The following is a 21,666-nucleotide window of genomic DNA, read 5'->3' as shown; positions in this document are numbered from 1 at the left end:
CTACTCCTTATAAAAACGATAACGCGATAAAAACAACCAACACTATTTAAAATACTTATAGATACCTATAAGCATTATTCATTGGTTAAATTCAATACGTCCAGATAGCATCGATATTATAAAAGATATAAATCATCAGATACCTGTTTGAGAACACCTCTAAAACAGAGCTAAACCTACACAATAAAAAAAGGATAATTATGTCTGTTGAACAACTACTTAAAAATCGTGTCTCTATTCGTGCATTTTTAGATAAAAAAATTCCTGAAAGTACCCTCACTGAAGTTTTTTCGAGTGCTCAACTTTCCCCGTCAAACTGTAATGTTCAGCCTTGGCAAATTTGTGTTGTTTCAGGGGAAACGCAAGAATCACTCAAAACAGAGTTTATGCAAACGCTAATGAGTGGCGGTAAGCCCAATCCTGACTTTAATTGGTTACCACAATATGAAGGTATTCACCGAGAGCGTCAGTTTGGCTCAGCCAATGCTTTGTATAGCTCAATCGGTGTTGCTAGAGAAGACAAAAAAGCCCGTCAAATGTCTATGGTCCGTAACTGGCAATTTTTTGATGCTCCTTATGCAGTATTTTTCACAATGGATAAATACTTAGACATCATGGGCGCCGTTGATTTAGGTATTTACGCGCAAACACTTTCATTGCTGTTAAAAGAACAAGGCATAGATAACTGTATGCAAGGCGCTTTAGGGCAATTTCCAGACCCCGTTAGAAAAATATTAAACTTACCTGATGAGCGCGGTATTTTATTTGGTATGTCATTTGGTTACGCTGATAATGATGCCGCTATTAATAAGACTAAAACTGATCGAGCAACACTAGACAGTGCTGTCGCTTTTTTTAATTAGTCGTCAGTAAAACTAATAATGAAGCTCGCGCATAAATACACGAACCTTGATGGCATAAATATTCATTATGTTGACTCAGGTTGCGAATCAGTCAGCAAGGGTGATGTATCGACGCTAGTTTTTTTGCATGGTTTTCCTGAATATTGGGGCACATGGCAACAACAATTAGAATGCTTTTCTAATGATTTCCGTGTTATCGCACCTGATCTACCCGGTTATAATTTAAGTGATAAACCAACCGATTTACACTTTTATAGCGTTCCTAATTTAATTAGCGTTTTAGCCAAATTTATCGCCACAATCAGTCCAAATCAAAAAGTGTACTTAATTGCTCATGACTGGGGCGGCGCCATCGCATGGCCATTGGCAGCATTCCACCCACAGTTAATTAACAAACTTGTGATCCTTAATGCCGCACATCCCAGCACTTTTACTCGTGAAATGCTCAACAACCCCATTCAAGCTAAAAAGAGTGCCTATATTCATGAGTTTATTAACAATGATGCTGAGGACTTACTGTCAAAAAATAACTATCAATATCTAAGCGAGAAAATGTTAGTGAGTGTCCGCGATGATGTTTTTACCGAAAAAGCAAAAGACAAATATCGCCAAATATGGAGCCAACCCGGTGCCATTAAAGGCATGTTGCAATATTATCGAGCAATGCCGCAACTAGCCAAAAATGAACAAAGCCGTTCTGATGATCAAAAACTAAGTAACAAAACACCACAGCAAAACAGCCCTTTAAAAGCTAGCTCAGAAATTACTATTCCTAATATCCGTATTGATTGCCCCACCCTCATACTCTGGGGAGAGCAAGACAAAGCATTCGTTAACGAAGTGCTTGATGGTGTTGAACAGTATGTGGCCGATTGCAGCATTATCCGTTTTCCACAAGCAAGTCATTGGTTACACCATGAACAAGCCGATGAGGTCAATCAGGCAATTGCTTCATTTATTAAGCCAAATTCAGGTAATTAAGCCTGATTTACAAAAACAATAAAAATAAAGGTTCATTATGACGACAGTTGACACTCCCACTAACCAAGCAATCGCCTTTGAAGTGGCGAAAAATAATCTTGGTAAAACTCGTATTGTACCTTTAACTATTCCCAAAGCACTTAAGGATGAAGAAGTGTTACTTAAAGTCAGTAAATTTGCCCTTACCGCGAATAATATCAGTTATGGTATTGCCGGTGATGAGCTAGGTTACTGGCAATTTTTCCCTACTGAAAACACACTTGAACAAGAGGAATGGGGGCGATTACCCGCCATGGGATATGCCGACGTTGTGGCTTCAAACTGTGAACATATTCAAGTAGGTGAAAGAGTATGGGGTTTTATGCCCATGGCGACTCATTTTAAAATATTAGCGGGGCGACAATCTTTAAGTAAATTCTCTGATATCAGTCCTAATCGACTTGAGCAGTCACCGTTATATTCTACTTACGAACGCATTAGCAAAAATCCTTTCTATCAGGCTAATAACGAAGATTTTGAAATATTGCTACGTGGTTTATTTACCACTTCGTGGCTTGTGGATGATTTTATGTATGACAATCAATATTTCAATGCTCAGCAATACCTAATTACTAGCGCATCAAGTAAAACCAGTATCGCCCTAGCTTTTGCCATTTTAGAGCGAGGCGAGCAAGCTGCCATAGGCATTACTTCTGCAGCCAATAAGGCCTTTGTTCAATCACTTGGTTGTTATGAAAAAGTAGTCAGCTATGAAGACATAGTACACCTTGATGGCAGTATTCCATCAATCGTGGTTGATATGGCGGGCAGCCAAACGGCTTTATCATCTATCCATCACCATTTTGGTGAGCAAATACGCTACTCGTGTCGAATAGGCGTTACTCATCACAATGATATTGTTACTAATGAGCCTCTGCCTGGCGCTAAACCCGTGTTCTTTTTTGCTCCAACACAACTAAGAAAACGTAGCGTTGAGTGGGGTACTGGTGCTGCCATGGCTAAAATAGGTACTTCGTTGCAAGGCTATATTCAATTTTGTCGCTCAATATTGTCTATTGCGCACACTACTAATAAAGAGCATTTAGCCTCAATATATCAACAAGTATTATCAGGAAAAGCCGATGCGTCAGTGGGGCAAATAGTCTCTTTATAACAACCGTTTTTAATAAAACCATAACAAGTGAGTAAACTATGCAAAATGTAGAGCTAGTCACCTTAGTTAATACACAGATCATCCCCATTTGTATTTTCTTAATCATGATGGGTATGGGCTTGTCTCTTGTTGTAAATGATTTTAAAAGAGTATTAACTTACCCAAAAGCAGTCAGTATTGGCTTAGTTAATCAGCTTATTTTCCTACCAATTATTGGCTTTGTACTCGCCAATATTATGCCGCTGGAGCCTGAATATGCGGTGGGTGTTATGTTGTTGGTTCTGTGCCCTGGGGGAACAACCTCAAATTTATTTTCACATTTAGCAAAAGGTGATGTCGCGTTATCGGTAACAATGACGGCAGTGGCCAGTTTACTCACAGTTTTTAGTATTCCCGTAATACTCAATTTATCTATGGTGCACTTTATGGGCGAAGGTAATGGTTTTGAATTACCTATTATCCCCACCATGATAAGTTTAATGAAGTTAACCATAGTGCCTATTGGTATTGGTATGTTGATCAAGCGTTACTTCCCTAAATTTGCCGATAACTCTAAAACTTACGTCTCTAAATTTGGCATTTTATTTTTAACACTTTTAATTATCTTTTTAACTTACATCCAGCAAAACATTGTCTTAACCGCCTTTATTGCCACAGGGCCTGTTGCCTTGTTACTAAATATTTCCACTATGGCGTTAGGCTATTACTCAAGTAAATGGTTTGGTTTATCTTTAGCCCAAAGAACTTCAATTACCATGGAAGTCGGCTTGCAAAATAGTACCTTGTCTATGTTTATGGCATTAACACTATTAGCGAACTATAAAATGTCGTTCGCACCAGCTATTTATACCTTAATCATGTTCTTTACTGCCGGCATTCTTGTTCGGTTTTTCAAAGGTAAATTCAATGCCGCTGCAAATAATAAATCAGCCCAATTATCAGTGAATCAAGAATCACTGGTGAATAATAAAAATTAAGGAATACAGCTAATGATAACGGTTCATCATTTAAAAAAGTCACGTTCTAAAAGAGTTATTTGGTTGCTAGAAGAGCTTAATATGCCATATGAATTAGTGATTCACGAGCGTGATCCAGTAACCAATTTAGCCCCTCAAAGCTTGCGTGAAATACACCCTCTTGCCAAAGCGCCTGTTATTGTCGATGGCGACATCACCCTTTGCGAATCAGGGGCTATCACAGAGTATTTATTGAATAAAAACACTGAGTGTAAATTGAGGCCATTGAATAGTGAGCATCACTATTATCAATATCTAGAATGGTTACATTTTGCCGAAGGTTCTTTAGCATTACCTGTCATCGCAAGTTTATTGATGAAAATGGAATCACGAGATGGCACTAAGCCGCTAGATCGTTATATTGCCAAAGAAATCGCTGTAGACTTTAACTACATTGAACAAACTTTAGCAAAGCAAAACTATTTTGCCGCAGACACATTTACCGCAGCAGATATTATGATGACAATCATCTTAGAATTTGCCCATAGCCTACAACTTATCGATGACAAACCCTGTATTAACAACTATCTTAGTAACATCCAGCAAAGAAAAGCGTATCAAGTGGCAATGGCTCACGGATAGCTACCTTAGCATTAAAAACTAGCAACAGAGAATTAGGTAAAACTATGGAAACAATTAGTGTAGAAATAAACGATAACGTACATACCATTACACTCAATAATGGCAAAGTAAATGCCATTTCTCATCAGGTGATAGAAGAAGTAAACACTGCGTTAGACGACGCCGAGAAAAACCAAGCCGTGGTGATATTCACTGGCCAGCCGGGTATATTATCGGGCGGTTTTGACCTTAACACCATGAAAGAAAGTCCTGAAGCTGCTATTGGCTTAGTAACCTTGGGCTCTAAATTATCTCGAAGATTACTGTCTTTCCCAACACCTATCATTGCTGCTTGTAGTGGCCACGCCATCGCTAAAGGCGCTTTCTTATTGTTAAGTTGTGATTATCGCATTGGCTGTGCTGGCAAATTTAAAATAGGCTTAAATGAAGTTGCCATTGGTATGACTATGCACAATGCTGGCATAGAAATAGCCCGTAACCGTATTCCTAGAAATTACTTAACTCGCTCTGTAATCAATGCTGAGCTCTATTCACCTGAAGACGCCATAGCGGCGGGTTTTCTAGATAAAGTTGTTGAACCTGCACAGTTAATAGAAACAGCACAAGCCGTTGCTAAGCAAATGCAAACGTTGAATTTTGCAGCCCACCATGGCACTAAATTGAAAGAACGCCAAGCAATATTGTCTGCGCTAGATAGCGCCATAGAAGCCGACACCAATCAAATTATAAAAATATAGGATAACGAATGAGTAACAATGCTTGCTATAAAACGATAACGCTGGAAGTGGTAGATAAAATTGCACACATTAAGCTAAATCGTGCTGATGAATTTAACGCTATGAATCTCGACTTTTGGCAAGAATTTCCACAAGTGATTCATGAAATAAATAACGAATCCGCCGCGCGTGTCATTGTTATTTCATCAACAGGCAAGCATTTTTGTGCCGGTATGGATTTATCGGTATTTACTCATAATAGCGACGACGAAGAGCTTGAACTCGGCCGTAAGCATGAAAAACTACGTCGCTTAGTGTTACAGCTACAAGCTTGTTTCAATGCCTTAGAGCAAGTGAGAATGCCGGTACTAATGGCTATTCAAGGTGGCTGTATTGGTGGCGCAGTAGATATGATCAGCGCTGCTGACTGTCGATATTGCACCAGTGATGCCTTTTTTAGTATTGAAGAAACTAAACTAGGCATGACTGCAGATTTAGGCACGTTACAACGCTTACCAAAAATCATTCAAATGGGCTTAGTCAAAGAGTTAGCGTATACCGGCCGCAGAATGTTTGCTCAAGAAGCAATGGAAGCGGGTTTAGTCAATAAAGTATTTGAAGATCACAACACTATGTTAAGTGCTGTGATGGACATAGCGAAAGAAATTGCTGAGCGCTCTCCTTTAGCGGTAGCTGGCTGTAAAGAAATGATTAACTACGCCCGCGATCATTCCGTTGCTGATAGCTTAAATTATATGTCGGTTTGGCAAAGCGGTATGTATCAACCGCAAAACGATATGATGGAATCATTTAAAGCAAAAGCTGAAAAACGTACACCACAATTTGCAGAGTTAGCTAAAAATTCATCATCAACAATATTTTAATGATGATGTTAATCCGTATAAACACTTACACTCACTTAACGGTAAAGTAATTATGTTAAAAAAACTATTCTTGTCTCTTATTGTGATTTCATTCTCACTTATATTGGCTGCCGGTTGGTATTTTTCATCGGTTATATTACAACTTGGTATTTATGAATGTAATCAAGAGCACTATGTGTTTTGTGGTGACCCGAGCACACAAGACATTAGCTTTGAAGATGTCTCTTTTACCAGTGAGGACGGCTTAACTTTACCCGGTTGGTATATGGCGACCACAGGCGAAGACACTAAAAAAGCGATATTATTAGTTCATGGCCGTGGCGCTGATCGCACTGAGGGCATGCGTTACGCAAAACCCTTACTCGCTGCTGGTTATAATGTATTGGCGTTTGATATGCGTCACCCTCGCCAAGAGCCTAATATCATCTCCACCATGAGTTACCATGAGAAAAAAGATGTTACCGCCGCCTTAACCTATTTGGAAAAAGATAAGGGCATAGAAGAAATTGGTTTAATGGGCTTTTCGATGGGAGCCGCCACCGGCATTATCGTCATGGCAAAAGACCCGCGTGTTAAAGTAGGTGTATTTAGCGGCGGTTATGCACATAGTATGGACGTATTAACTGAGCAAGCCGAAAAGATGCATGGCATGCCTAAATACCCATTAATGCCAGTCGTAGAAACACTTTTTGAATGGCGTGGTGATTTAGACAGCGATGAAATAAACCCAGAAACCTATATCGGTCAGATATCTCCTCGCCCAGTATACATAATGCATGGTACAGCCGATGAAACGGTTGATTTTAGTCATGGCGAACGCTTATATGCTGCAGCTAAAGAGCCCAAGTTATTCTGGCAGGCAGAAGGTGGTCGTCATACCCGACTATGGCAGCATGACCAAGAAAAAGCAGAAAGCAGTGTTGTGGCATTTTTTGAACAGTATATGTAGCAACCTCTTCTCCCAAGTTGAGGCTAGTTAACGCTAGGTGTGCGCTAAGTTGCTATCACCTAACTGATTTTAATAACGTTAGGGTGCTTATCTGATGAATATTCATGATAAATATCATCAAGGTAAGTATCCAGCTCTGTAACATCTAAATCTGATGGGATGACAACATCATAAACCCGAGAGCGAATTCCAGTATCTGATTCATTATACAGTTGCCATTCATTATCTTTTTTAAGAACCGACATTGATTTACCAAAAACATTAAACTTGATAATCACCATTGATTCCTCCTAAGGATATCGCACCTCATATAGGCGAGAATCTATTGTCTTCTTTAATCAGGTGTCTTTACGCTGAATGATCAGATACAAATGACGATTAGGCCAATCATCATTTTCTAAATGCCTGCAAATACAATTACATTCATTAATAATAGTTAATATTGCAGGTATACCTATAGCGGCATGATAAAGCGCTTGACCAAGAAATTCATTACTGCCATCACCAGGCTCATCCACCGCACCACTGGTATAAATTAAAATCCCTTTTGGGGCTAAAGCATGACAGAGTTTCCTGAGTATATTTTCTTGCTCTGCTAACGGAGCGTGCCAGACACTATCCCATGCAGAAATAAAGTCATACTTTTTAGGAAAACTCCACTGGCAAATATCCGCATGATAAAACTGAAGATCAGGGTGCTGTTGCCGAGCAATATTTAGCATTTCGATGGAAAAATCTAAACCTTCCACCAAAAAACCATCATTTAACAAGACATCGATAATACGGCCACTACTACCACAACCTATATCAATTGCGTTTTCTTTATTCTCAACCCATTGCAAAGCCCGTTTATGCTGTGCAATACCATTATCGCGATTAAAGCTATTACTAGCCCAGTGGCTAGCTATTTGGTTGTAATTATTAGCTTGTTCTAATGGATCCATTTAATCACCTAATGCCCAGCTTAAAAGTGATTCTGAAGATAAAAGGCTCTCAAAGTAATCAAATATCTCGCCTTTATTCTGTTAACGAATATATTATTTACCCTTGAGCATAACCAAACCTAACCATGAGAACCATATGATTTGAGTTAAACCAAATATCTCAGTCAGTATGTCAGCAGGGTAAACACTACTCTTCTATTTCAATAGAAAGGCTGGTAATTATGTCTTTGTAAGTAGCTAATATAACTACACTACCTTCACTAGATGAAGTGCTGGTAAGTTCATAATAAGCTTCACTAGTTCCAAAATTAATGAGTTCGAGTGTAACAATATCATCACCAATTATTTCCCAACTAGAAAACTCAGTTATGTTTAGACTCGTTGGTGTACTGCCATATAAAGCGGTTAGTGTGATTTCAATAGTATCTAATGGGCTTATAATAATGCTATTATCAACAATCTCTTCATCTGCATCAGTTATTTGTATACTTTCCAGTTCAGCATCACCTTCTACAATAACAATAATATTATTTTCAATGCCACCACAACTTGCCGAGAGCTCAGTAATACCTTTTGTAAGTGCTAACACTGTACCTTTAAAGTTATAATCATAGTCACTCTCAAAATCTTCATTCTCATCGGTTGTTTCAGTAATGCCCAGTATATCTGTATCATATTGCAACCAATTAACACTTGAGCCAATATCGTAAGTATCTTCTGATACACTTTCAATAAGCTCGGCTTGAGCAAAAAACTGTACACGGTCACCAATGTTTAAAGTGATAGTACTAATTTCCTCATCTTCATCTTCAAGAAATACCCTAATATTATCTAAATTTTCAGAATTAGCTGTTACGTTCAATTGAGTGCTAACATTATCAATTGTTGCTGTTATGGTAGTGCTTTCTATACCCTCCGCCGAAGTATATAAAATGCCCTCACCACTGATAGTTGCAGTACTATCTTTATCGAGAGTAAAGCTCATATCTTTTACTGTATTCAACGCGATATAACCATCTAAATAGCTGACATCTCCAGAAACACTGGCATTAATACAAGTATTAATATCGCCAGTTTCCGGCGAAGTTTGTTTTAATGTTATAGCACTGACAGCAACATCGCTTACAGAGATTTCACCTTCAGAAAAAATATCATTAATGGTAGTGCCTGTAATAATTACCCTACCCTGGTCAACATCCGAGTTTTCTACAGCAGTCACTAAACCACTACTACTTACCTTGGCAATATTACTATCACTTGACGTCCAAATTAGCTCATCGGTTACATCTCTAGTTTCACCATTACTATCTATACCTGTTGCACTCAACTGATGTGTTTCGCCGGCTATTAAACGTATTTGATCATTAACAATAGTGACTGTTTCAATTATGGTGCCTAGTGCTCGTTGGCTTTCTAATTCTACCGCTCTGGCAAGTTCTGCAGAGTTATTGTCAGAATCACAACCAGTTAATAAGGAAATGGTGCTAACTAAACTCACCAATACTACTTTAGATAAATTTTTCATTGAGTTCATGAACATACCAGTTTAAAAAGTGATTAAAAGTTATAGGTAAAACCAAGGGAGATGTTGGTAATTTCGATATGACTATCTTGGTAAAGTGATTGATAGCCAAGCCTGACACTAGCCTGTTCAAAATAAGGGATTTGTTGATGCATAGATATTCCCCACGAAAACCCATTATAATGATCGGAGCCATTATAGGTTTCTTCTGGACCTGAAACTGTCATTTCGGTCATAGCATAACCTATAGAAACATCCATGCCGAAACCCTCTCTGATGTCTGATTGCATAACAAAATATAACGCAGTACTTTGTTCTAAATCGAATTCCATACGGTAAAGACTATCGGTGTTTCCTCTTAAATACTGTGCTTCAAATGCCATATTATTATTGCTAACACCTGCACGTATACCGATAGCACTAGGTCTGGCATTATTACTAGCGAGATCTATATCAGCCATACTGTAATCAAGCCCAACATAAGTAGAATCCGCAGATACTTGAGTAGATATAGCAATTAGAGAAATAGAAAATAATTTGACGAAACTTTTCTTGATCACATATTGAAAAATATTGTGCATAAGTTGTAAACAATATCCGTATATAAAGTAAGTATGATTATTATACTCAAATATAACATAAATGCTAAAGGTGTTTAAATCACCACCCAACAAACACATTTCCCACATGTTTATCATTATTTTCAGCATATAAAGCAATTTAACTACTTTACCTTTACTAGATGAAGTACTGGTAAGTGCAATATCGTTGTCTTGTTGTAATATACGAGCATATTGGTTGTTCGATTAAAAGGCTCATGCACAAGCAAAGGCTAACTTTTTAATCTATGTTAATTGACCTTTTAGATTTACTATCAACCTCTTCTCGACCCTGCCAACCACGCCAAAAGGCAATTAGGGCTATGATAGAAGCACAGCAAGCATTAGCCACTCCCTATGGGCAAGGTGCGTTCCAATAGCGCCAAGTATGAACACAGCTAAAGAATGTCCAAACCAAGTACAGCCAAAATAGCATTAATAATCATACAAAGATCTAGTATTATCTTATTCGTGCTCGTCCATTGGAGTCGCATATTTCTTTAATGCGCATATAAAATAATCCATCTTTGGGCTGTCTTTATTGCGGGTAACACTGAAAATTAACACCGAATAAAAGGGCTGCGTCAATTATATCTCGTGCTTTTCTGTTGATAAAGTGGGATTACAAACACAAGGTTTTACGTATAATGCTCTAATTAACTTTACTGTTCGCAACCATAAATCCCCCTAACCATGAGAACCATATGATTTGAGTTAAACCAAATATCTCAGTCAGTATGTCAGCAGGGTAAACGGTAAGAATACCAACAACACCAATAAAGAGACCGAAATAGTTTAACGATTTAGAAAACTCATTAATTTTTATACTTGCGGCACTTAGTAAAAGAACCCATAAGCCACCAACAATTTCATTGCCCCCGCCAAGCCCCTCAACGATAGTATTAATCACCCGCCATAGCGTCATTGCTTGCTCTGTATTTTGTCCTGACAGCTCGATTACTGCACCCAAACCTACCGTGGCAATCATGCCGCTTGCAATGACAAGACCAACCCAAATAATACCAAAGACAGAAGCTATTTCGGATAAGTGAGGCGCCTTGGTCTTGAGACGTTGATGAATAGCTAAAACTAATACAGCTAAAAAGATACCAAAGACAACATACATAGTTAAATTAACTATCGATAAAATTGCGTGATGATGAGTAAGAAAAGTAAGTTTTTGTGTATTATCTGCATTGATTGGGTATTCCCAAAAAGCACCAAAAAAAACAAACGCTGATATATAAATAGCAGCTTCTAAAAGTGCGGCAATACCACCTATTTTTTGTAAATTATTCATGACTCAACCCGTAATTAGCGACGATCAAAGTTAACATAAAATAATGCCCAAAAACGACTTCAATGTGTAACAAAAACTAACATTACAAAAATGCGCAGGAAAGCACCGGTATTTTGGCATGACTACTGTGCTTTAAAACGTTTAATGACTGGCTGTGTTTGAAAATACATTGATAACTACAACACCTGACAATATTAATAACATACCAATTATTGCTGGGATATCAGGTATTTGCTTGTATATAATAGCGCTAATTGATGCAATTAAAAAAATCCCCATGCCCGCCCAAATAGCATAGGCGATGCCTACAGGAACTGTTTTTAACACTAATGATAAAAAATAGAATGCCGCTATATAGCCAATCACACAGATAGTGCTAGAGGTTGAATGTGTAAAGCCATCAGATTCCTTTAGAGCAAATGTTGCAATAACTTCTGAAACAATTGCCAAAGCCAAATAACCATATCCCATTCTGTTTCCTTTATTAATAACTAACTACTTATATTACAAGTAAAAACTAATTGAACGAAAGAAGCAATACTAGAGCAATAATAAACGGTTATCTGCACTAGCTAAACGCACTATTATTGCTTTCTTATAAATGCTAACTATGGATGTCATCGAGTAAATCGCCATCGACACGATGAATGTTTGTTGTGTAATAAGCGAGGCTGTATTCAATATTTAATGAAAAATATAAACTTTGTTTGAGGTGAAGTTTAATGGCTTGCTCAAGCTCACTGCTTAATTGTAACGTGAACTCTTGATCTCTATGAGGCTTAGTTAATAACGATATCGTCACCAGAATGTGAGTGTATTTATACTCAGCGCAAGGGTAAGCTCTTGATTTACATTCGCCTGCACTAGCGTCTTTTTTGTTAATAATTCCCTCAATAACATCAAAAACTTCTTTGGTATCTAAATCCAAATTATTAGAATACTTAATTTCTACATGAGGCATTTAAATATACTCCTTGAATGGGTAAATAACGGTTGGAAAATTTAACAACGAGGGGTGTTAAGTCAACCAGTATGGGTATGCTTGCACCAGAGATTATAAGGCAACTTCCATTTTGAAATAAGCGATATCTGCTTTGTAAAACCGTTCTCCACACTGAGTCATACCAAAACGCTGATAAAAACCTACTGCTGTTTCTCTAGCATCACACCAAAAATATTTAATGGGTGAATCTTTAAAATAATTTATCATATGTGTTAGCAGTTTTGAGCCTATACCTTGGCTTTGAAATTGCTTATCGGTAGCAAATTTTCTCAAACGAGCTTTATGCTTTTCAACATAGACAGACGCAACACAAACAAGCGCTTCATTGATGAATACACCAAAATGTACGCCTGCTGAATCACCTTCAATATGGCAAAATTCTGGAGGCTTGCTAGGCCATAATACACGGTGACGAAGTGGGATTGTTTGTTGCCAAGATATGGTTCGAATATCCATTTAAGTTTACCTAGCCATTAATGGCATACAAGGCCCGTTGAGAAGTTTACTCATATCTAACAACACAAGCTAATCAACCTAATGACGGGAGACTAAAATTAAGCTGCAAAGTAACAATGCAGCTAACTGTATTAATTCGCCTTTAAAATGATGGTTATCATGAGCAAGTACAAGCTATCTCATTATTTGCTTGAAACCATTCACTATAAACGCCACTGACACATTCTCTTTGTACTTGAGAGCAATCTTGCTGATTTACAGCACTACCCCCACCTGAATAGGTACACGCAGATATAATTAACAATAATGATATTATCCATAATTTCATAAAATATTCCTTTAAATTTTTACCCACAAAGAGGTAACTAATTGTTTGGTTAATGTAGCTTAACGAAAAAGTTACTACTAAAGTATCTTTCGTCTTTTCATTACAAGCAAACCTTTAATTTTCTTCCTGTAAAAGTAAAGCCGCTTTTTTGGTAAAAATTAAAAGTTCTATCCCATTTCTCATCAGCGGGAGCTGAAACATCTACTCTTTTCCACCCCCTTTGAGTAGCAATATTAAGTATCTCTTGAATGACCGTTTTTCCTACACCTGTCGATCTAAAGTTTTTATTTACCCACAATTCATTAATAATCCCATATTTTCCGTGGGCAAATATCGAAAAGGATTCACTCAAAGTAAAAAACGCTACGGTTTCATTGTTTTTCTTTAAGGAGTAAGCATCGTGACTATTATTCGGATCTTTCAGTTGCGAGAAGATATTGTCAAATACAGCTTCAGAAGGAACGGCATCTTGATCAAAAAGTTCGGAGTATAACAAGCTAATATATTTCCGAATTTCGCCATTATCCGTAATTTTGGATAAATCCATTTATACCTCCTCCCTTTAAAAAAAACTTTCATCACAATGACTCCCTGAGTAACTAGTCATCATAGTGAGTTAGCTAAAAGCCAGGGTCTTAGTTAATTTGTTAATTACCAAAAACCTAGGCTAGTAAGGCATAACCATAGCATAACTTTTATCGCTATTGATACGCCAAATCATCGACTTAAGGTACGGTTTTACAACGATAAGCGATAAAAGTTTTTAACATTATGATGAGTGTAAAAAGCTATCTCCTGCTCATTAATCATCTATCTTTATTGGTTATTTTAAACGAATAATACTGTGCCCTTTAGTTACTATATTATCTTGAACCTCAGGGTTAGCCACTTCACTATGACAAAAATTGCAGCGACTTTGTTTAATATTATTAACTTCAATCCCTAAGCTTTCTAAATAATGCTGCGCGTATTGCTTTACTAGGCTGACATTCTCGTCGTTAACCAGCACATCGAAATGTACATAGTCACCCGCCGTAGTATGAACATGGGTATCATAAACGTGAATTTGCATGATTATTTCCTCAATTATAGTGTTTAAAATTATTGGCTTTTGCCCGGTAAACTTAAATCTCCAGAGGCAATATCAAATACCTCACTGACACAAAGTAGTGGTGCATGTACTTGTTGATTAACTCTCAAACCGGCAGTTACACCATCGAATGAGAAATCATCATGAAAACCTATGGCAGAAAGTGGTACTTTGACTAAAACTTCTGATTCCTCTAAAGAAAAGTCAAATCCCGGACTGTCGATAAATATTGGTAACTCTGGCCAAGTAATCGGCAACTTTGGCGAAGTGCCCGCTTCAATATCTTTTACTTTTAAAGCGCCATCACCACAGGCATTGTCGGGTACTAACACCACCCAATGGCTATGCCATTTATCACCATCATTGGTTTTGTTACCGTCATTATCTTCATCGTATAAAGGGGTATCATCAAAGTCAGGATGAATGGTTAGCGCCAACGCTAATATGCCTTGATCCGCTTCAAAGCCAACAGCGCTACTATTTAATGACGTAGGCCAAACATAGCTATAAACATTTGCCCCCGCCAATTGCCCGTTAGCGGTAGGGATTTTAGTGCCCACTTCTCCTTTTACTACTTGTTGGAAAACAATATGCGAACCTTGAGTAGTGACTTTTGCGTGCACTATATCGAATTCTGCACTTACTTTAGCTGACTCAGCCGCCTGAATGTGACCTTGATGTTTATTGTGGGCATGGCTATAACTTGCAAATAATAATGTTGTTAATAGCCCAGTTAAAACTGTGGCGATAACGGGATTTGATCTTTTCATTGCTTTCTCCGAGTAGTTTAATAAATATAGTTTCGTATCGAAACTATATTTATTTAAACACGAGAAATATTTACTTGTCAAATATGTTTTGACTCGATACTATCGTTTTATGAACGATGAATTATTTAACCTAATTGAACGACTGGCGAATTTACTTCGTCAAGAAACACGTGCAGAAGGGCAAGAGCTAGGTTTGCAACCTGTGCAACAAGAGGCCTTGTATTACTTATCAACTTGCAATCGTTATTCTGACACCACGTTAGCAGTCACTGAGTTTTTAGGGTTAACTAAAGGCACTGTCTCACAGTCATTAAAAATACTAGAAAGCAAAGCGCTTATTGCCCGAGAGAAAGACAAAACCGATAAGCGCATAACTCATTTAAAAGTAACAGCTCAAGGTCAGCAATTTTTATCACGAACATGCCCGCCTAAAAAATTTAGTGATGCTATTTCTGGCTTGCCGGATATAAGTCAGCAAGAAACTGCCGATTTGTTGGCTCAAATATTAAAGAATTACCAAAATACCACAGGCAGAAGTGCTTTTGGTGTGTGTAGCAACTGCAAATTTAACCAAAAAACAGCAACAGGAATATTTTGTGGGTTAACCAAGGAAACGCTGAGTGATAAAGATGTTTCATTGATTTGCCGAGAGTTTGTTTAGCTGAGGGAAGTCAGGCTCAACTTAAGTATTGAGTGATTTGTTTAGGGTTTTTCATTGCAGATTTATAGCTAATGTTTATTAACTCAATATTTGCCTTTTCATATCTAGAAAATTTATTTACGCCATCCCAATCTAAAGGCATTTCCTTATTAAGTTTTAAGTCACTCAACTTTTGATGCTCTTGTACCGTGATTACAGACAGAGTAGTCCATTTTTGTATAACTCGACCTACACTCTCTTTTGTTACATCGTTTAAACTTAAAACACATTTATTTATATAACTTATTGGTACTACGTGCTCTAACACAAGCCCTTTCGTTATGCCGTTTAAAATTTGAGTGTGTGCTGACTGACTTATTGATGATGCTATATTCTTTCCAGATCCTTTTTGATCTGTCGCTTTATTTGAAGCCTCCCTCACCGCACCTCTTATATGATGTTTTGTGTGTGGGTTAATACCAAGCTCATTAATGAGTAGGCTTGCTACTTCGCAATGCATCCAAAAACCATCTTCATTTACGTATTTAGAAGTTTCCATATCCACCAAATTAATAGTCATTGTTAACAGGTAAATCTTAATAAGCTCAAATGTGTTAGCCGTACTTTAGCTTTTAAGCAGTCACTTTCAGTGCATTAACGCACAGCTGTGACTGTTATCTCAATTAATACATCGCCTTCAAGGCTCACACCTAAACAAGCGCGTTGTGGCCAATCTTGAGGGTTTTCGCCAAACCATTCACACCAGACTAAATCCATCGCTGGTTTATCATTCATATCAGCAATATAAACTTGAGCAGATACTATTCGAGTTTTATCGCTACCCAGTTCAATCAGGTTATCTTGAATGGTGTCTAAAGTTAACCTAGTTTGCCCTTTAATATCTAAAGAGGTGTCTGACGATGTTGCTACAGTCCACACTAAATCTTTATATGCAGAGGACTTATTACGTCCATTATAAACACCACGCTTGCGTTCTATCACTGATATTATCCTGTATGCTAAGCCCTAAAAATGGGCAAATTAAAATGGGTTAAAATACGCGACGAAGAAACAAAAACCAACTGTTATTACCGTTTCAAGCCACTTGTTATGAATAATCTACCTTGTACTTAATTTGAACAAACTCATTTGGAAATGCTACAGACTCAGCACTTACCAATTTAAACGGATTTGTGATTTTACCAAAAAGAGGTATACCACCGCCGAGAATGATTGGAGCTTGGGTTATTGTCATTTCGTCGATAAGTTTGAGGTTAATAAAAGAAGTAATTGTTGTACCACCATCTATGTACGCATGTTTGAAGCCAGTACGCTCAAGGAGCTCAAGTAGCGGTGGTATATCACCAGAATAGATTTCAACCTTGCCCATAAGATTTTCAGGCGGAGTTGTGAGAGTTTTACTTAATACATAAATTTTTTTGTCACCATACGGCCATTGTTCCGCTGACAAGTTAAATGATGAAATGGCTTCCATACATTTTCTTCCCATGATCATACAGTCAACACTACTGATAAAGTTATTAAATCCCATGTCTGGGTTTATAGACATATCAGCTTCAGAATTACCAGCGCCATGCAGCCAATCAACACTACCATCTGAGGTTGCAATATAACCATCAACACTTGTTGCTATATAGACAGAACATTTCATAGTTTATTCACTCCGAACGTGAGGTTACCAACACCCCTATAAGAGGCAAAAACAGTTGACTGATACGCAAGTAAAGGAACCAAAGCCAATGCACTTTATCCTTGTTTAAGCGCTTATTACACCCATTATTTCAATATACTTTATTGTGTTAACTTACAGTTTTCTTTACTGTTTCCGTCAGAATCAATACAAGTATTAATATCTTTTTTAGCTTTTTTACACGAGTCATAGGTATCTGGTGATACTGCACGGTGTGTGCCTTGAATAGCTATATTGAAAAGCCCCGTAAATAAATCATTAAATAAGTTTTCAGAAAAAGATTTCTCTCTATCATGCTCACTATATTGCGCACCCGAACTAAAATTGCAAGAAACCTCTCTCCCGCTATTGGTTGCACATGAGGTTGAAAATAAGGCGGTTAAAATAACGATATTCACCGGGTAAAGCTTCATGCAAACTCCTTTGCGTATACGCCCACATTAAAGGACATTTTATTATTTTCTAATTAGATAACTTCATAGTCTCGCTTGAGTGTTTGTTATGTGGCTAGTTAGCTAAAGTCATCATTGCTTTTTACCCAGCGATAAATTGGAAAAGCAACAATTAAAGGAATAGCGGTTAAAATTAAAGATTTACCAAAATCCATTTGCTCTAACTCACCCACAGAGTAAAAAAATATTACGACGAAAAAAGTAAAGAATATCCATATTGACCAAAATGCTTTTTGTTTACTCATATTCACGAATCCTTCGTGCTACAAACGTCCTAATAATGGGCGAAAGATTGCTAGCTAAAATTAACAAGGCATGAGCAAAAAGCCAACTGCTTTATTTTCGTTTAATTGCCTTGTTATATTTTCTATACCATAATTCATTTCTTTTCTTTCTTCATAAATTAGATATTCATCATCTATTTTTTTCATTTTTCCTTGAGAAAAAGATGTAATCGCAAAACCTTGAGGCTCTTTCTCTTTAGTCGTACTACAACCACTAAAGAAAAATATAATTAATATTGGCAATAAGAGCTTTGCCATAATTAAAACCTTATCCCCTGATAATGGGAATATTACTTCTTTTTTAGAAGTAGAATAATAAAAAATAATACTAATAAATTAATAACAATAAACATGCTTATATTAGAGATTGTTCCAAAACTCAATTCACTTTGAATATACATAACATCAAGTTCTTTTTTAAAGAAAATTGAATTAATTAACTGATAATCAATCAATAGAAAAAAAAGCAGCGCAATAAATATTAAAGGTTTTTTAAGTTTTAAAATTTTATCTGTGAGCAAGATACTTCCTCCTGAATATTTAGTGTTTATAAAAACTAACCATACAGGCGCATTGATTTACCCCTTTAACTTCAATGCACTATGAAGTTGACGGCTTTTATTGTAAACGATAACTTAAAAAGAACAGGCTATGCAGTAATTGGCTAAAGTATGGGGTTAAATGTAAAACAACCAACTTATTATTGCAAAAAGTTATTCTTCATGTTGCTCAGAGTTTCTCTTGTGCACTTATTTTAGCGCGACAAAAGTATTATTAGCACACAGCTTTAACAAGTTAATTTCAAAAAGAACTAAATTATTCAATTGAACTAGGAAAAGCATCCAACACTAGACTTAACTCTTCTTCTAAGCCTTTCCAAGGCTTTAAAGACGTTTTATAAATAGCTTCTCGTATTTGCATTGCACTTGCTGTTTTAACCACTCGTTTGTGCTTATTGAACTCCAAGCAGGATTGTTCGAAGGGCAAATTACAATAATCGAGCAACTTTCGAACTTCATCTTCAGTATTTTCTACCAAACTTTCATATTGTAAGGAATAAACACAATCATTTGAAACAAGCTTTAATGAAGACTCCATATATTCTTGATACTTTTTATAGTACTTAACCAAAGTTGACAAATCGCTACCGTAACTATGAAAACTTTCAAAGTTTTGTTCAAATATTGATAGAATATTAGCTATTGGATTTCGAATTACATGAATAAATTTTGCATGGGGAAATAAACTGGGTAATAGTGCAGTGTAAACAAAGTTATGAGGCATTTTATCAATTAAATGATTAGCTTGATTGTCATGCTTTCTTATTAACTTTAAATAATGCAATGCAATTGGGGACAAATCTAATTCTTTATTATCTTCCAATAAATCAATAAATTCCCAAAGCCTATTTTCGTCAATGAAATCTTTATTTGTGTGAAACTTGTTAAAAGCTATTTGTAATGCGTTTGACTCTCCACATGCAAAACAATTGGAATGAGCTCCTAAAATACTCTCAGTTAAGGTAGTACCTGAACGAGGCATACCTACTATAAATATTGGTACTGATGATTTTATCTTTGTCGAAGATATTATCTGCTTTTGTAATGCATCTGTTGCTCTATCAAACCATGAAAGAGTTTCGTTTTCATTATAAACAAACTTATTTTTCTTATTAGCAAGATCCAAAAAATAAATCCATTTTGCTCTGTCATTTTTTTTATATAAATTAGCTAAACTGAAAAGGAGATGAGAATTTACATTTTCTGTATCGATAAGACCTAAGACTCTTTTCTCTATTTGAAGTAGCTCTCCTTCTGATAACTCTTCCAATCGCAGCTTTAAATGCAAAATATTTTTTAGTTTAGTTGAAGTTGACGTAACGAATATTTTTTTTGCCCTTTCTTCATCGCCCAATTTAATCAATGTTTCAATCGCAAAAACTAGATAACTATCAGGTAGATTTGGCATGAGTAATAATGAGTTTAGTAACTCTATTACTTGTGAATAATTATTTAATTCAATATGCGAATCAAGAGAAATCTTATAATAGTCTTTATCGTTCTTCGGTATATTTTCCACATATTCTAAACACTCTAAAAAATGATCATTATCTAACAATAATTGACATAGTAACTTCCAACCTGCTTGATAGGTATTATCTATCATTAGGCTTCTTTTAACCGTAACGATAGCTTTACTCGAAAAGCCTAATTGAGATTGCACTGTTGCTAAATCACTCAAATAAACAGGAGACGGGTTTAGTTCGACTGCTTTTTCAAGATACTCTGTTGCTCTAACTTTATCGGTTTTTCTATAAATCTGAGCTAGGCTATTAAGTATATCTGATCGACTTTCATTAATACGAATGGCTTTTTTAAGATATAAGATGGCTTCTTCACTTCTATTTAAATGAAAAAGTGATACACCTAAAGCGTGTAATAAATCCACATTACCAGGTTCTTTTTTGAGTTTTCTTTCAGAAATGGATTTTGCTTTTATATAATTTTTTTTTGACAATAAAGTGAATATTTTATTCAAATCACTTTCTTTCTTGGCAACATTAAGCATTTAAAACCTTGAGCATTAAACTAAAAAAGGTAGATAATACCATAACCATAGTAAAATAATGAAGGGTTGTAGCTCACTAGATCAGATGTGGATTTAGTCAATTGTTGCACATAGCCTTATAGAATATTGTCGTGTAGCAAAACGTAATTAGTACAGTTATTTACAGAGCTCCAAGTTATCACAAACTACGTTTTCTTTTTCTAAGCGCCAATTAAAAAACCGCGTTAGTATTCTCTGATCTTTAAACATTAAGTCTTTACTGGTTTGAATAATATTTCCATCACAAAAACCTAATTTGCATGCACCTGTTTCGGTATCAAATGAAGCATCAAAGGCAAGATTGATTAGTTGGTCTTTACGTTTAGCAATAGGATTAATTCCTGTTGCTAGCTCACCTAGATATTTAAGCGCTTCTTTACGTGCAATTTCAACGCTGTTCTCAGGATAGCGCCCAAGGATTATTCGTTTGAGTTTTAGGTTGATGTGTTTCTCTAAGACAAACACTTTACTCCCACATTGAGTGACACGAACAGCAAAACCTTTTAGTTCGGAGTCACGATAAAAAGCTTTTCCTTTGTCGGGAAGTACAAGCTTGTCTACAAAAAGACTTGGTTATTTTGCATGTAGACATAATGTAGTCATGCCAAATAAATAACAGGTAGGTCATTTAAGTCAACAAAGTCAATTAAAATAAGAGGCTTAAGGTTTTATGAGTTTTATTAAAACAAGCCAGAAGAACTATAAATAACGCCTTACTAATGGGCGCATAAATGCTTAGCTAAAATAAGCGACGAAGGAGCAAAAACCAACTGTTATTTGTGATCTTCCCCCGATAAAGTGGACACGCTCCACTTT

General features: G+C 36.5%; 28 protein-coding genes and 1 pseudogene. 9 read left to right on the top strand and 20 right to left on the bottom strand.

Annotation, left to right across the window (positions count from 1 at the left end):
* Positions 1–200: 200 nt before the first annotated feature.
* The 8 genes from AC27IF_RS00145 to AC27IF_RS00110 are packed head-to-tail and all read left to right on the top strand — an operon-like array spanning position 201 to position 7,144.
* Entirely contained in the window at positions 201–863 is a 663-nt protein-coding gene (locus tag AC27IF_RS00145) for a nitroreductase (protein WP_487050973.1), read from the top strand.
* An 18-nt stretch (positions 864–881) separates the two neighbouring features.
* On the top strand, positions 882–1,844 hold the full coding sequence (locus tag AC27IF_RS00140; protein ID WP_487050971.1) for an alpha/beta fold hydrolase: 963 nt from the start codon (positions 882–884) through the stop codon (positions 1,842–1,844).
* Positions 1,845–1,881: 37 nt separating this feature from the next.
* Complete coding sequence (locus AC27IF_RS00135) at positions 1,882–2,997, top strand: DUF2855 family protein (protein ID WP_487050969.1); 1,116 nt, start codon at positions 1,882–1,884, stop codon at positions 2,995–2,997.
* A 38-nt stretch (positions 2,998–3,035) separates the two neighbouring features.
* Entirely contained in the window at positions 3,036–3,974 is a 939-nt protein-coding gene (locus AC27IF_RS00130) for a bile acid:sodium symporter family protein (RefSeq protein WP_487050967.1), read from the top strand.
* Between the two features lie 12 nt (positions 3,975–3,986).
* A complete protein-coding gene (locus AC27IF_RS00125) occupies positions 3,987–4,595 on the top strand; it encodes a glutathione S-transferase family protein (protein WP_487050965.1) in 609 nt (202 codons plus the stop codon).
* Between the two features lie 44 nt (positions 4,596–4,639).
* Positions 4,640–5,332 (top strand): crotonase/enoyl-CoA hydratase family protein, encoded by a 693-nt coding sequence (locus AC27IF_RS00120; RefSeq protein ID WP_487050963.1) that lies wholly within the window; start codon positions 4,640–4,642, stop codon positions 5,330–5,332.
* An 8-nt stretch (positions 5,333–5,340) separates the two neighbouring features.
* On the top strand, positions 5,341–6,195 hold the full coding sequence (locus tag AC27IF_RS00115) for a crotonase/enoyl-CoA hydratase family protein (protein WP_487050961.1): 855 nt from the start codon (positions 5,341–5,343) through the stop codon (positions 6,193–6,195).
* A gap of 52 nt (positions 6,196–6,247) precedes the next feature.
* Positions 6,248–7,144: an alpha/beta hydrolase gene (locus tag AC27IF_RS00110; protein WP_487050959.1), complete on the top strand. Its 897-nt coding sequence runs from the start codon at positions 6,248–6,250 to the stop codon at positions 7,142–7,144.
* 59 nt (positions 7,145–7,203) lie between these two features.
* Here AC27IF_RS00110 and AC27IF_RS00105 read toward each other — a convergent pair whose 3' ends face one another.
* From AC27IF_RS00105 to AC27IF_RS00050, 12 genes are all read right to left on the bottom strand, one after another.
* Positions 7,204–7,425, bottom strand: a complete 222-nt coding sequence (locus AC27IF_RS00105; RefSeq protein WP_487050957.1) for a DUF7661 family protein — start codon at positions 7,423–7,425, stop codon at positions 7,204–7,206.
* Positions 7,426–7,482: 57 nt separating this feature from the next.
* On the bottom strand, positions 7,483–8,088 hold the full coding sequence (locus tag AC27IF_RS00100) for a class I SAM-dependent methyltransferase (RefSeq protein WP_487050955.1): 606 nt from the start codon (positions 8,086–8,088) through the stop codon (positions 7,483–7,485).
* A gap of 187 nt (positions 8,089–8,275) precedes the next feature.
* Positions 8,276–9,613, bottom strand: a complete 1,338-nt coding sequence (locus AC27IF_RS00095) for an Ig-like domain-containing protein (protein ID WP_487050953.1) — start codon at positions 9,611–9,613, stop codon at positions 8,276–8,278.
* Positions 9,614–9,645: 32 nt separating this feature from the next.
* The gene (locus AC27IF_RS00090; RefSeq protein WP_487050951.1) at positions 9,646–10,191 is read right to left on the bottom strand and encodes an outer membrane beta-barrel protein; all 546 of its coding nucleotides are present in this window, start codon (positions 10,189–10,191) and stop codon (positions 9,646–9,648) included.
* A gap of 670 nt (positions 10,192–10,861) precedes the next feature.
* On the bottom strand, positions 10,862–11,509 hold the full coding sequence (locus AC27IF_RS00085) for a hypothetical protein (RefSeq protein ID WP_487050949.1): 648 nt from the start codon (positions 11,507–11,509) through the stop codon (positions 10,862–10,864).
* Positions 11,510–11,650: 141 nt separating this feature from the next.
* Positions 11,651–11,980, bottom strand: coding sequence for a DMT family transporter (locus AC27IF_RS00080; RefSeq protein ID WP_487050947.1), 330 nt, complete (start codon positions 11,978–11,980; stop codon positions 11,651–11,653).
* 133 nt (positions 11,981–12,113) lie between these two features.
* Complete coding sequence (locus tag AC27IF_RS00075) at positions 12,114–12,470, bottom strand: tautomerase family protein (RefSeq protein ID WP_487050945.1); 357 nt, start codon at positions 12,468–12,470, stop codon at positions 12,114–12,116.
* 93 nt (positions 12,471–12,563) lie between these two features.
* Positions 12,564–12,968 (bottom strand): GNAT family N-acetyltransferase, encoded by a 405-nt coding sequence (locus AC27IF_RS00070; RefSeq protein WP_487050944.1) that lies wholly within the window; start codon positions 12,966–12,968, stop codon positions 12,564–12,566.
* Positions 12,969–13,125: 157 nt separating this feature from the next.
* Positions 13,126–13,296, bottom strand: a complete 171-nt coding sequence (locus AC27IF_RS00065; RefSeq protein ID WP_487050943.1) for a hypothetical protein — start codon at positions 13,294–13,296, stop codon at positions 13,126–13,128.
* A 100-nt stretch (positions 13,297–13,396) separates the two neighbouring features.
* Complete coding sequence (locus tag AC27IF_RS00060) at positions 13,397–13,843, bottom strand: GNAT family N-acetyltransferase (protein ID WP_487050942.1); 447 nt, start codon at positions 13,841–13,843, stop codon at positions 13,397–13,399.
* 276 nt (positions 13,844–14,119) lie between these two features.
* Positions 14,120–14,368, bottom strand: coding sequence for a DUF2024 family protein (locus tag AC27IF_RS00055; RefSeq protein WP_487050941.1), 249 nt, complete (start codon positions 14,366–14,368; stop codon positions 14,120–14,122).
* A 29-nt stretch (positions 14,369–14,397) separates the two neighbouring features.
* On the bottom strand, positions 14,398–15,156 hold the full coding sequence (locus tag AC27IF_RS00050) for a hypothetical protein (RefSeq protein ID WP_487050940.1): 759 nt from the start codon (positions 15,154–15,156) through the stop codon (positions 14,398–14,400).
* A gap of 109 nt (positions 15,157–15,265) precedes the next feature.
* Between AC27IF_RS00050 and AC27IF_RS00045 the strand changes: the two genes are divergently transcribed.
* Positions 15,266–15,817 (top strand): MarR family winged helix-turn-helix transcriptional regulator, encoded by a 552-nt coding sequence (locus AC27IF_RS00045; protein WP_487050939.1) that lies wholly within the window; start codon positions 15,266–15,268, stop codon positions 15,815–15,817.
* Between the two features lie 16 nt (positions 15,818–15,833).
* On the opposite strand, the gene AC27IF_RS00040 is transcribed toward AC27IF_RS00045, so the two are convergent.
* From AC27IF_RS00040 to AC27IF_RS00005, 8 genes and pseudogenes are all read right to left on the bottom strand, one after another.
* A complete protein-coding gene (locus AC27IF_RS00040) occupies positions 15,834–16,355 on the bottom strand; it encodes a hypothetical protein (RefSeq protein WP_487050938.1) in 522 nt (173 codons plus the stop codon).
* A gap of 95 nt (positions 16,356–16,450) precedes the next feature.
* On the bottom strand, positions 16,451–16,798 hold the full coding sequence (locus AC27IF_RS00035; protein WP_487050937.1) for a RidA family protein: 348 nt from the start codon (positions 16,796–16,798) through the stop codon (positions 16,451–16,453).
* 106 nt (positions 16,799–16,904) lie between these two features.
* Complete coding sequence (locus tag AC27IF_RS00030; protein ID WP_487050936.1) at positions 16,905–17,468, bottom strand: dihydrofolate reductase family protein; 564 nt, start codon at positions 17,466–17,468, stop codon at positions 16,905–16,907.
* A gap of 140 nt (positions 17,469–17,608) precedes the next feature.
* Positions 17,609–17,920, bottom strand: a complete 312-nt coding sequence (locus AC27IF_RS00025) for a hypothetical protein (protein ID WP_487050935.1) — start codon at positions 17,918–17,920, stop codon at positions 17,609–17,611.
* A gap of 98 nt (positions 17,921–18,018) precedes the next feature.
* Complete coding sequence (locus AC27IF_RS00020) at positions 18,019–18,204, bottom strand: hypothetical protein (RefSeq protein WP_487050934.1); 186 nt, start codon at positions 18,202–18,204, stop codon at positions 18,019–18,021.
* Positions 18,205–18,264: 60 nt separating this feature from the next.
* Positions 18,265–18,501, bottom strand: a complete 237-nt coding sequence (locus AC27IF_RS00015) for a hypothetical protein (protein WP_487050933.1) — start codon at positions 18,499–18,501, stop codon at positions 18,265–18,267.
* Positions 18,502–19,059: 558 nt separating this feature from the next.
* Positions 19,060–20,811: a tetratricopeptide repeat-containing sulfotransferase family protein gene (locus tag AC27IF_RS00010; RefSeq protein WP_487050932.1), complete on the bottom strand. Its 1,752-nt coding sequence runs from the start codon at positions 20,809–20,811 to the stop codon at positions 19,060–19,062.
* 156 nt (positions 20,812–20,967) lie between these two features.
* Positions 20,968–21,369 (bottom strand): annotated as a pseudogene (locus tag AC27IF_RS00005) (Arm DNA-binding domain-containing protein); the annotation flags it as partial.
* Positions 21,370–21,666 lie beyond the last annotated feature (297 nt).

The sequence above is a fragment of the Colwellia sp. KS18-150 genome (genome assembly GCF_057551365.1).
This window is presented reverse-complemented; position numbering and strand designations above follow the sequence as displayed.

Coding starts and splice junctions, on each gene's coding strand:
- AC27IF_RS00145 (WP_487050973.1), top strand. CDS start 201: ATGTCTGTTGAACAACTACTTAAAAATCGTGTCTCTATTCGTGCATTT.
- AC27IF_RS00140 (WP_487050971.1), top strand. CDS start 882: ATGAAGCTCGCGCATAAATACACGAACCTTGATGGCATAAATATTCAT.
- AC27IF_RS00135 (WP_487050969.1), top strand. CDS start 1,882: ATGACGACAGTTGACACTCCCACTAACCAAGCAATCGCCTTTGAAGTG.
- AC27IF_RS00130 (WP_487050967.1), top strand. CDS start 3,036: ATGCAAAATGTAGAGCTAGTCACCTTAGTTAATACACAGATCATCCCC.
- AC27IF_RS00125 (WP_487050965.1), top strand. CDS start 3,987: ATGATAACGGTTCATCATTTAAAAAAGTCACGTTCTAAAAGAGTTATT.
- AC27IF_RS00120 (WP_487050963.1), top strand. CDS start 4,640: ATGGAAACAATTAGTGTAGAAATAAACGATAACGTACATACCATTACA.
- AC27IF_RS00115 (WP_487050961.1), top strand. CDS start 5,341: ATGAGTAACAATGCTTGCTATAAAACGATAACGCTGGAAGTGGTAGAT.
- AC27IF_RS00110 (WP_487050959.1), top strand. CDS start 6,248: ATGTTAAAAAAACTATTCTTGTCTCTTATTGTGATTTCATTCTCACTT.
- AC27IF_RS00105 (WP_487050957.1), bottom strand. CDS start 7,425: ATGGTGATTATCAAGTTTAATGTTTTTGGTAAATCAATGTCGGTTCTT.
- AC27IF_RS00100 (WP_487050955.1), bottom strand. CDS start 8,088: ATGGATCCATTAGAACAAGCTAATAATTACAACCAAATAGCTAGCCAC.
- AC27IF_RS00095 (WP_487050953.1), bottom strand. CDS start 9,613: ATGAAAAATTTATCTAAAGTAGTATTGGTGAGTTTAGTTAGCACCATT.
- AC27IF_RS00090 (WP_487050951.1), bottom strand. CDS start 10,191: ATGCACAATATTTTTCAATATGTGATCAAGAAAAGTTTCGTCAAATTA.
- AC27IF_RS00085 (WP_487050949.1), bottom strand. CDS start 11,509: ATGAATAATTTACAAAAAATAGGTGGTATTGCCGCACTTTTAGAAGCT.
- AC27IF_RS00080 (WP_487050947.1), bottom strand. CDS start 11,980: ATGGGATATGGTTATTTGGCTTTGGCAATTGTTTCAGAAGTTATTGCA.
- AC27IF_RS00075 (WP_487050945.1), bottom strand. CDS start 12,470: ATGCCTCATGTAGAAATTAAGTATTCTAATAATTTGGATTTAGATACC.
- AC27IF_RS00070 (WP_487050944.1), bottom strand. CDS start 12,968: ATGGATATTCGAACCATATCTTGGCAACAAACAATCCCACTTCGTCAC.
- AC27IF_RS00065 (WP_487050943.1), bottom strand. CDS start 13,296: ATGAAATTATGGATAATATCATTATTGTTAATTATATCTGCGTGTACC.
- AC27IF_RS00060 (WP_487050942.1), bottom strand. CDS start 13,843: ATGGATTTATCCAAAATTACGGATAATGGCGAAATTCGGAAATATATT.
- AC27IF_RS00055 (WP_487050941.1), bottom strand. CDS start 14,368: ATGCAAATTCACGTTTATGATACCCATGTTCATACTACGGCGGGTGAC.
- AC27IF_RS00050 (WP_487050940.1), bottom strand. CDS start 15,156: ATGAAAAGATCAAATCCCGTTATCGCCACAGTTTTAACTGGGCTATTA.
- AC27IF_RS00045 (WP_487050939.1), top strand. CDS start 15,266: ATGAACGATGAATTATTTAACCTAATTGAACGACTGGCGAATTTACTT.
- AC27IF_RS00040 (WP_487050938.1), bottom strand. CDS start 16,355: ATGGAAACTTCTAAATACGTAAATGAAGATGGTTTTTGGATGCATTGC.
- AC27IF_RS00030 (WP_487050936.1), bottom strand. CDS start 17,468: ATGAAATGTTCTGTCTATATAGCAACAAGTGTTGATGGTTATATTGCA.
- AC27IF_RS00025 (WP_487050935.1), bottom strand. CDS start 17,920: ATGAAGCTTTACCCGGTGAATATCGTTATTTTAACCGCCTTATTTTCA.
- AC27IF_RS00020 (WP_487050934.1), bottom strand. CDS start 18,204: ATGAGTAAACAAAAAGCATTTTGGTCAATATGGATATTCTTTACTTTT.
- AC27IF_RS00015 (WP_487050933.1), bottom strand. CDS start 18,501: ATGGCAAAGCTCTTATTGCCAATATTAATTATATTTTTCTTTAGTGGT.
- AC27IF_RS00010 (WP_487050932.1), bottom strand. CDS start 20,811: ATGCTTAATGTTGCCAAGAAAGAAAGTGATTTGAATAAAATATTCACT.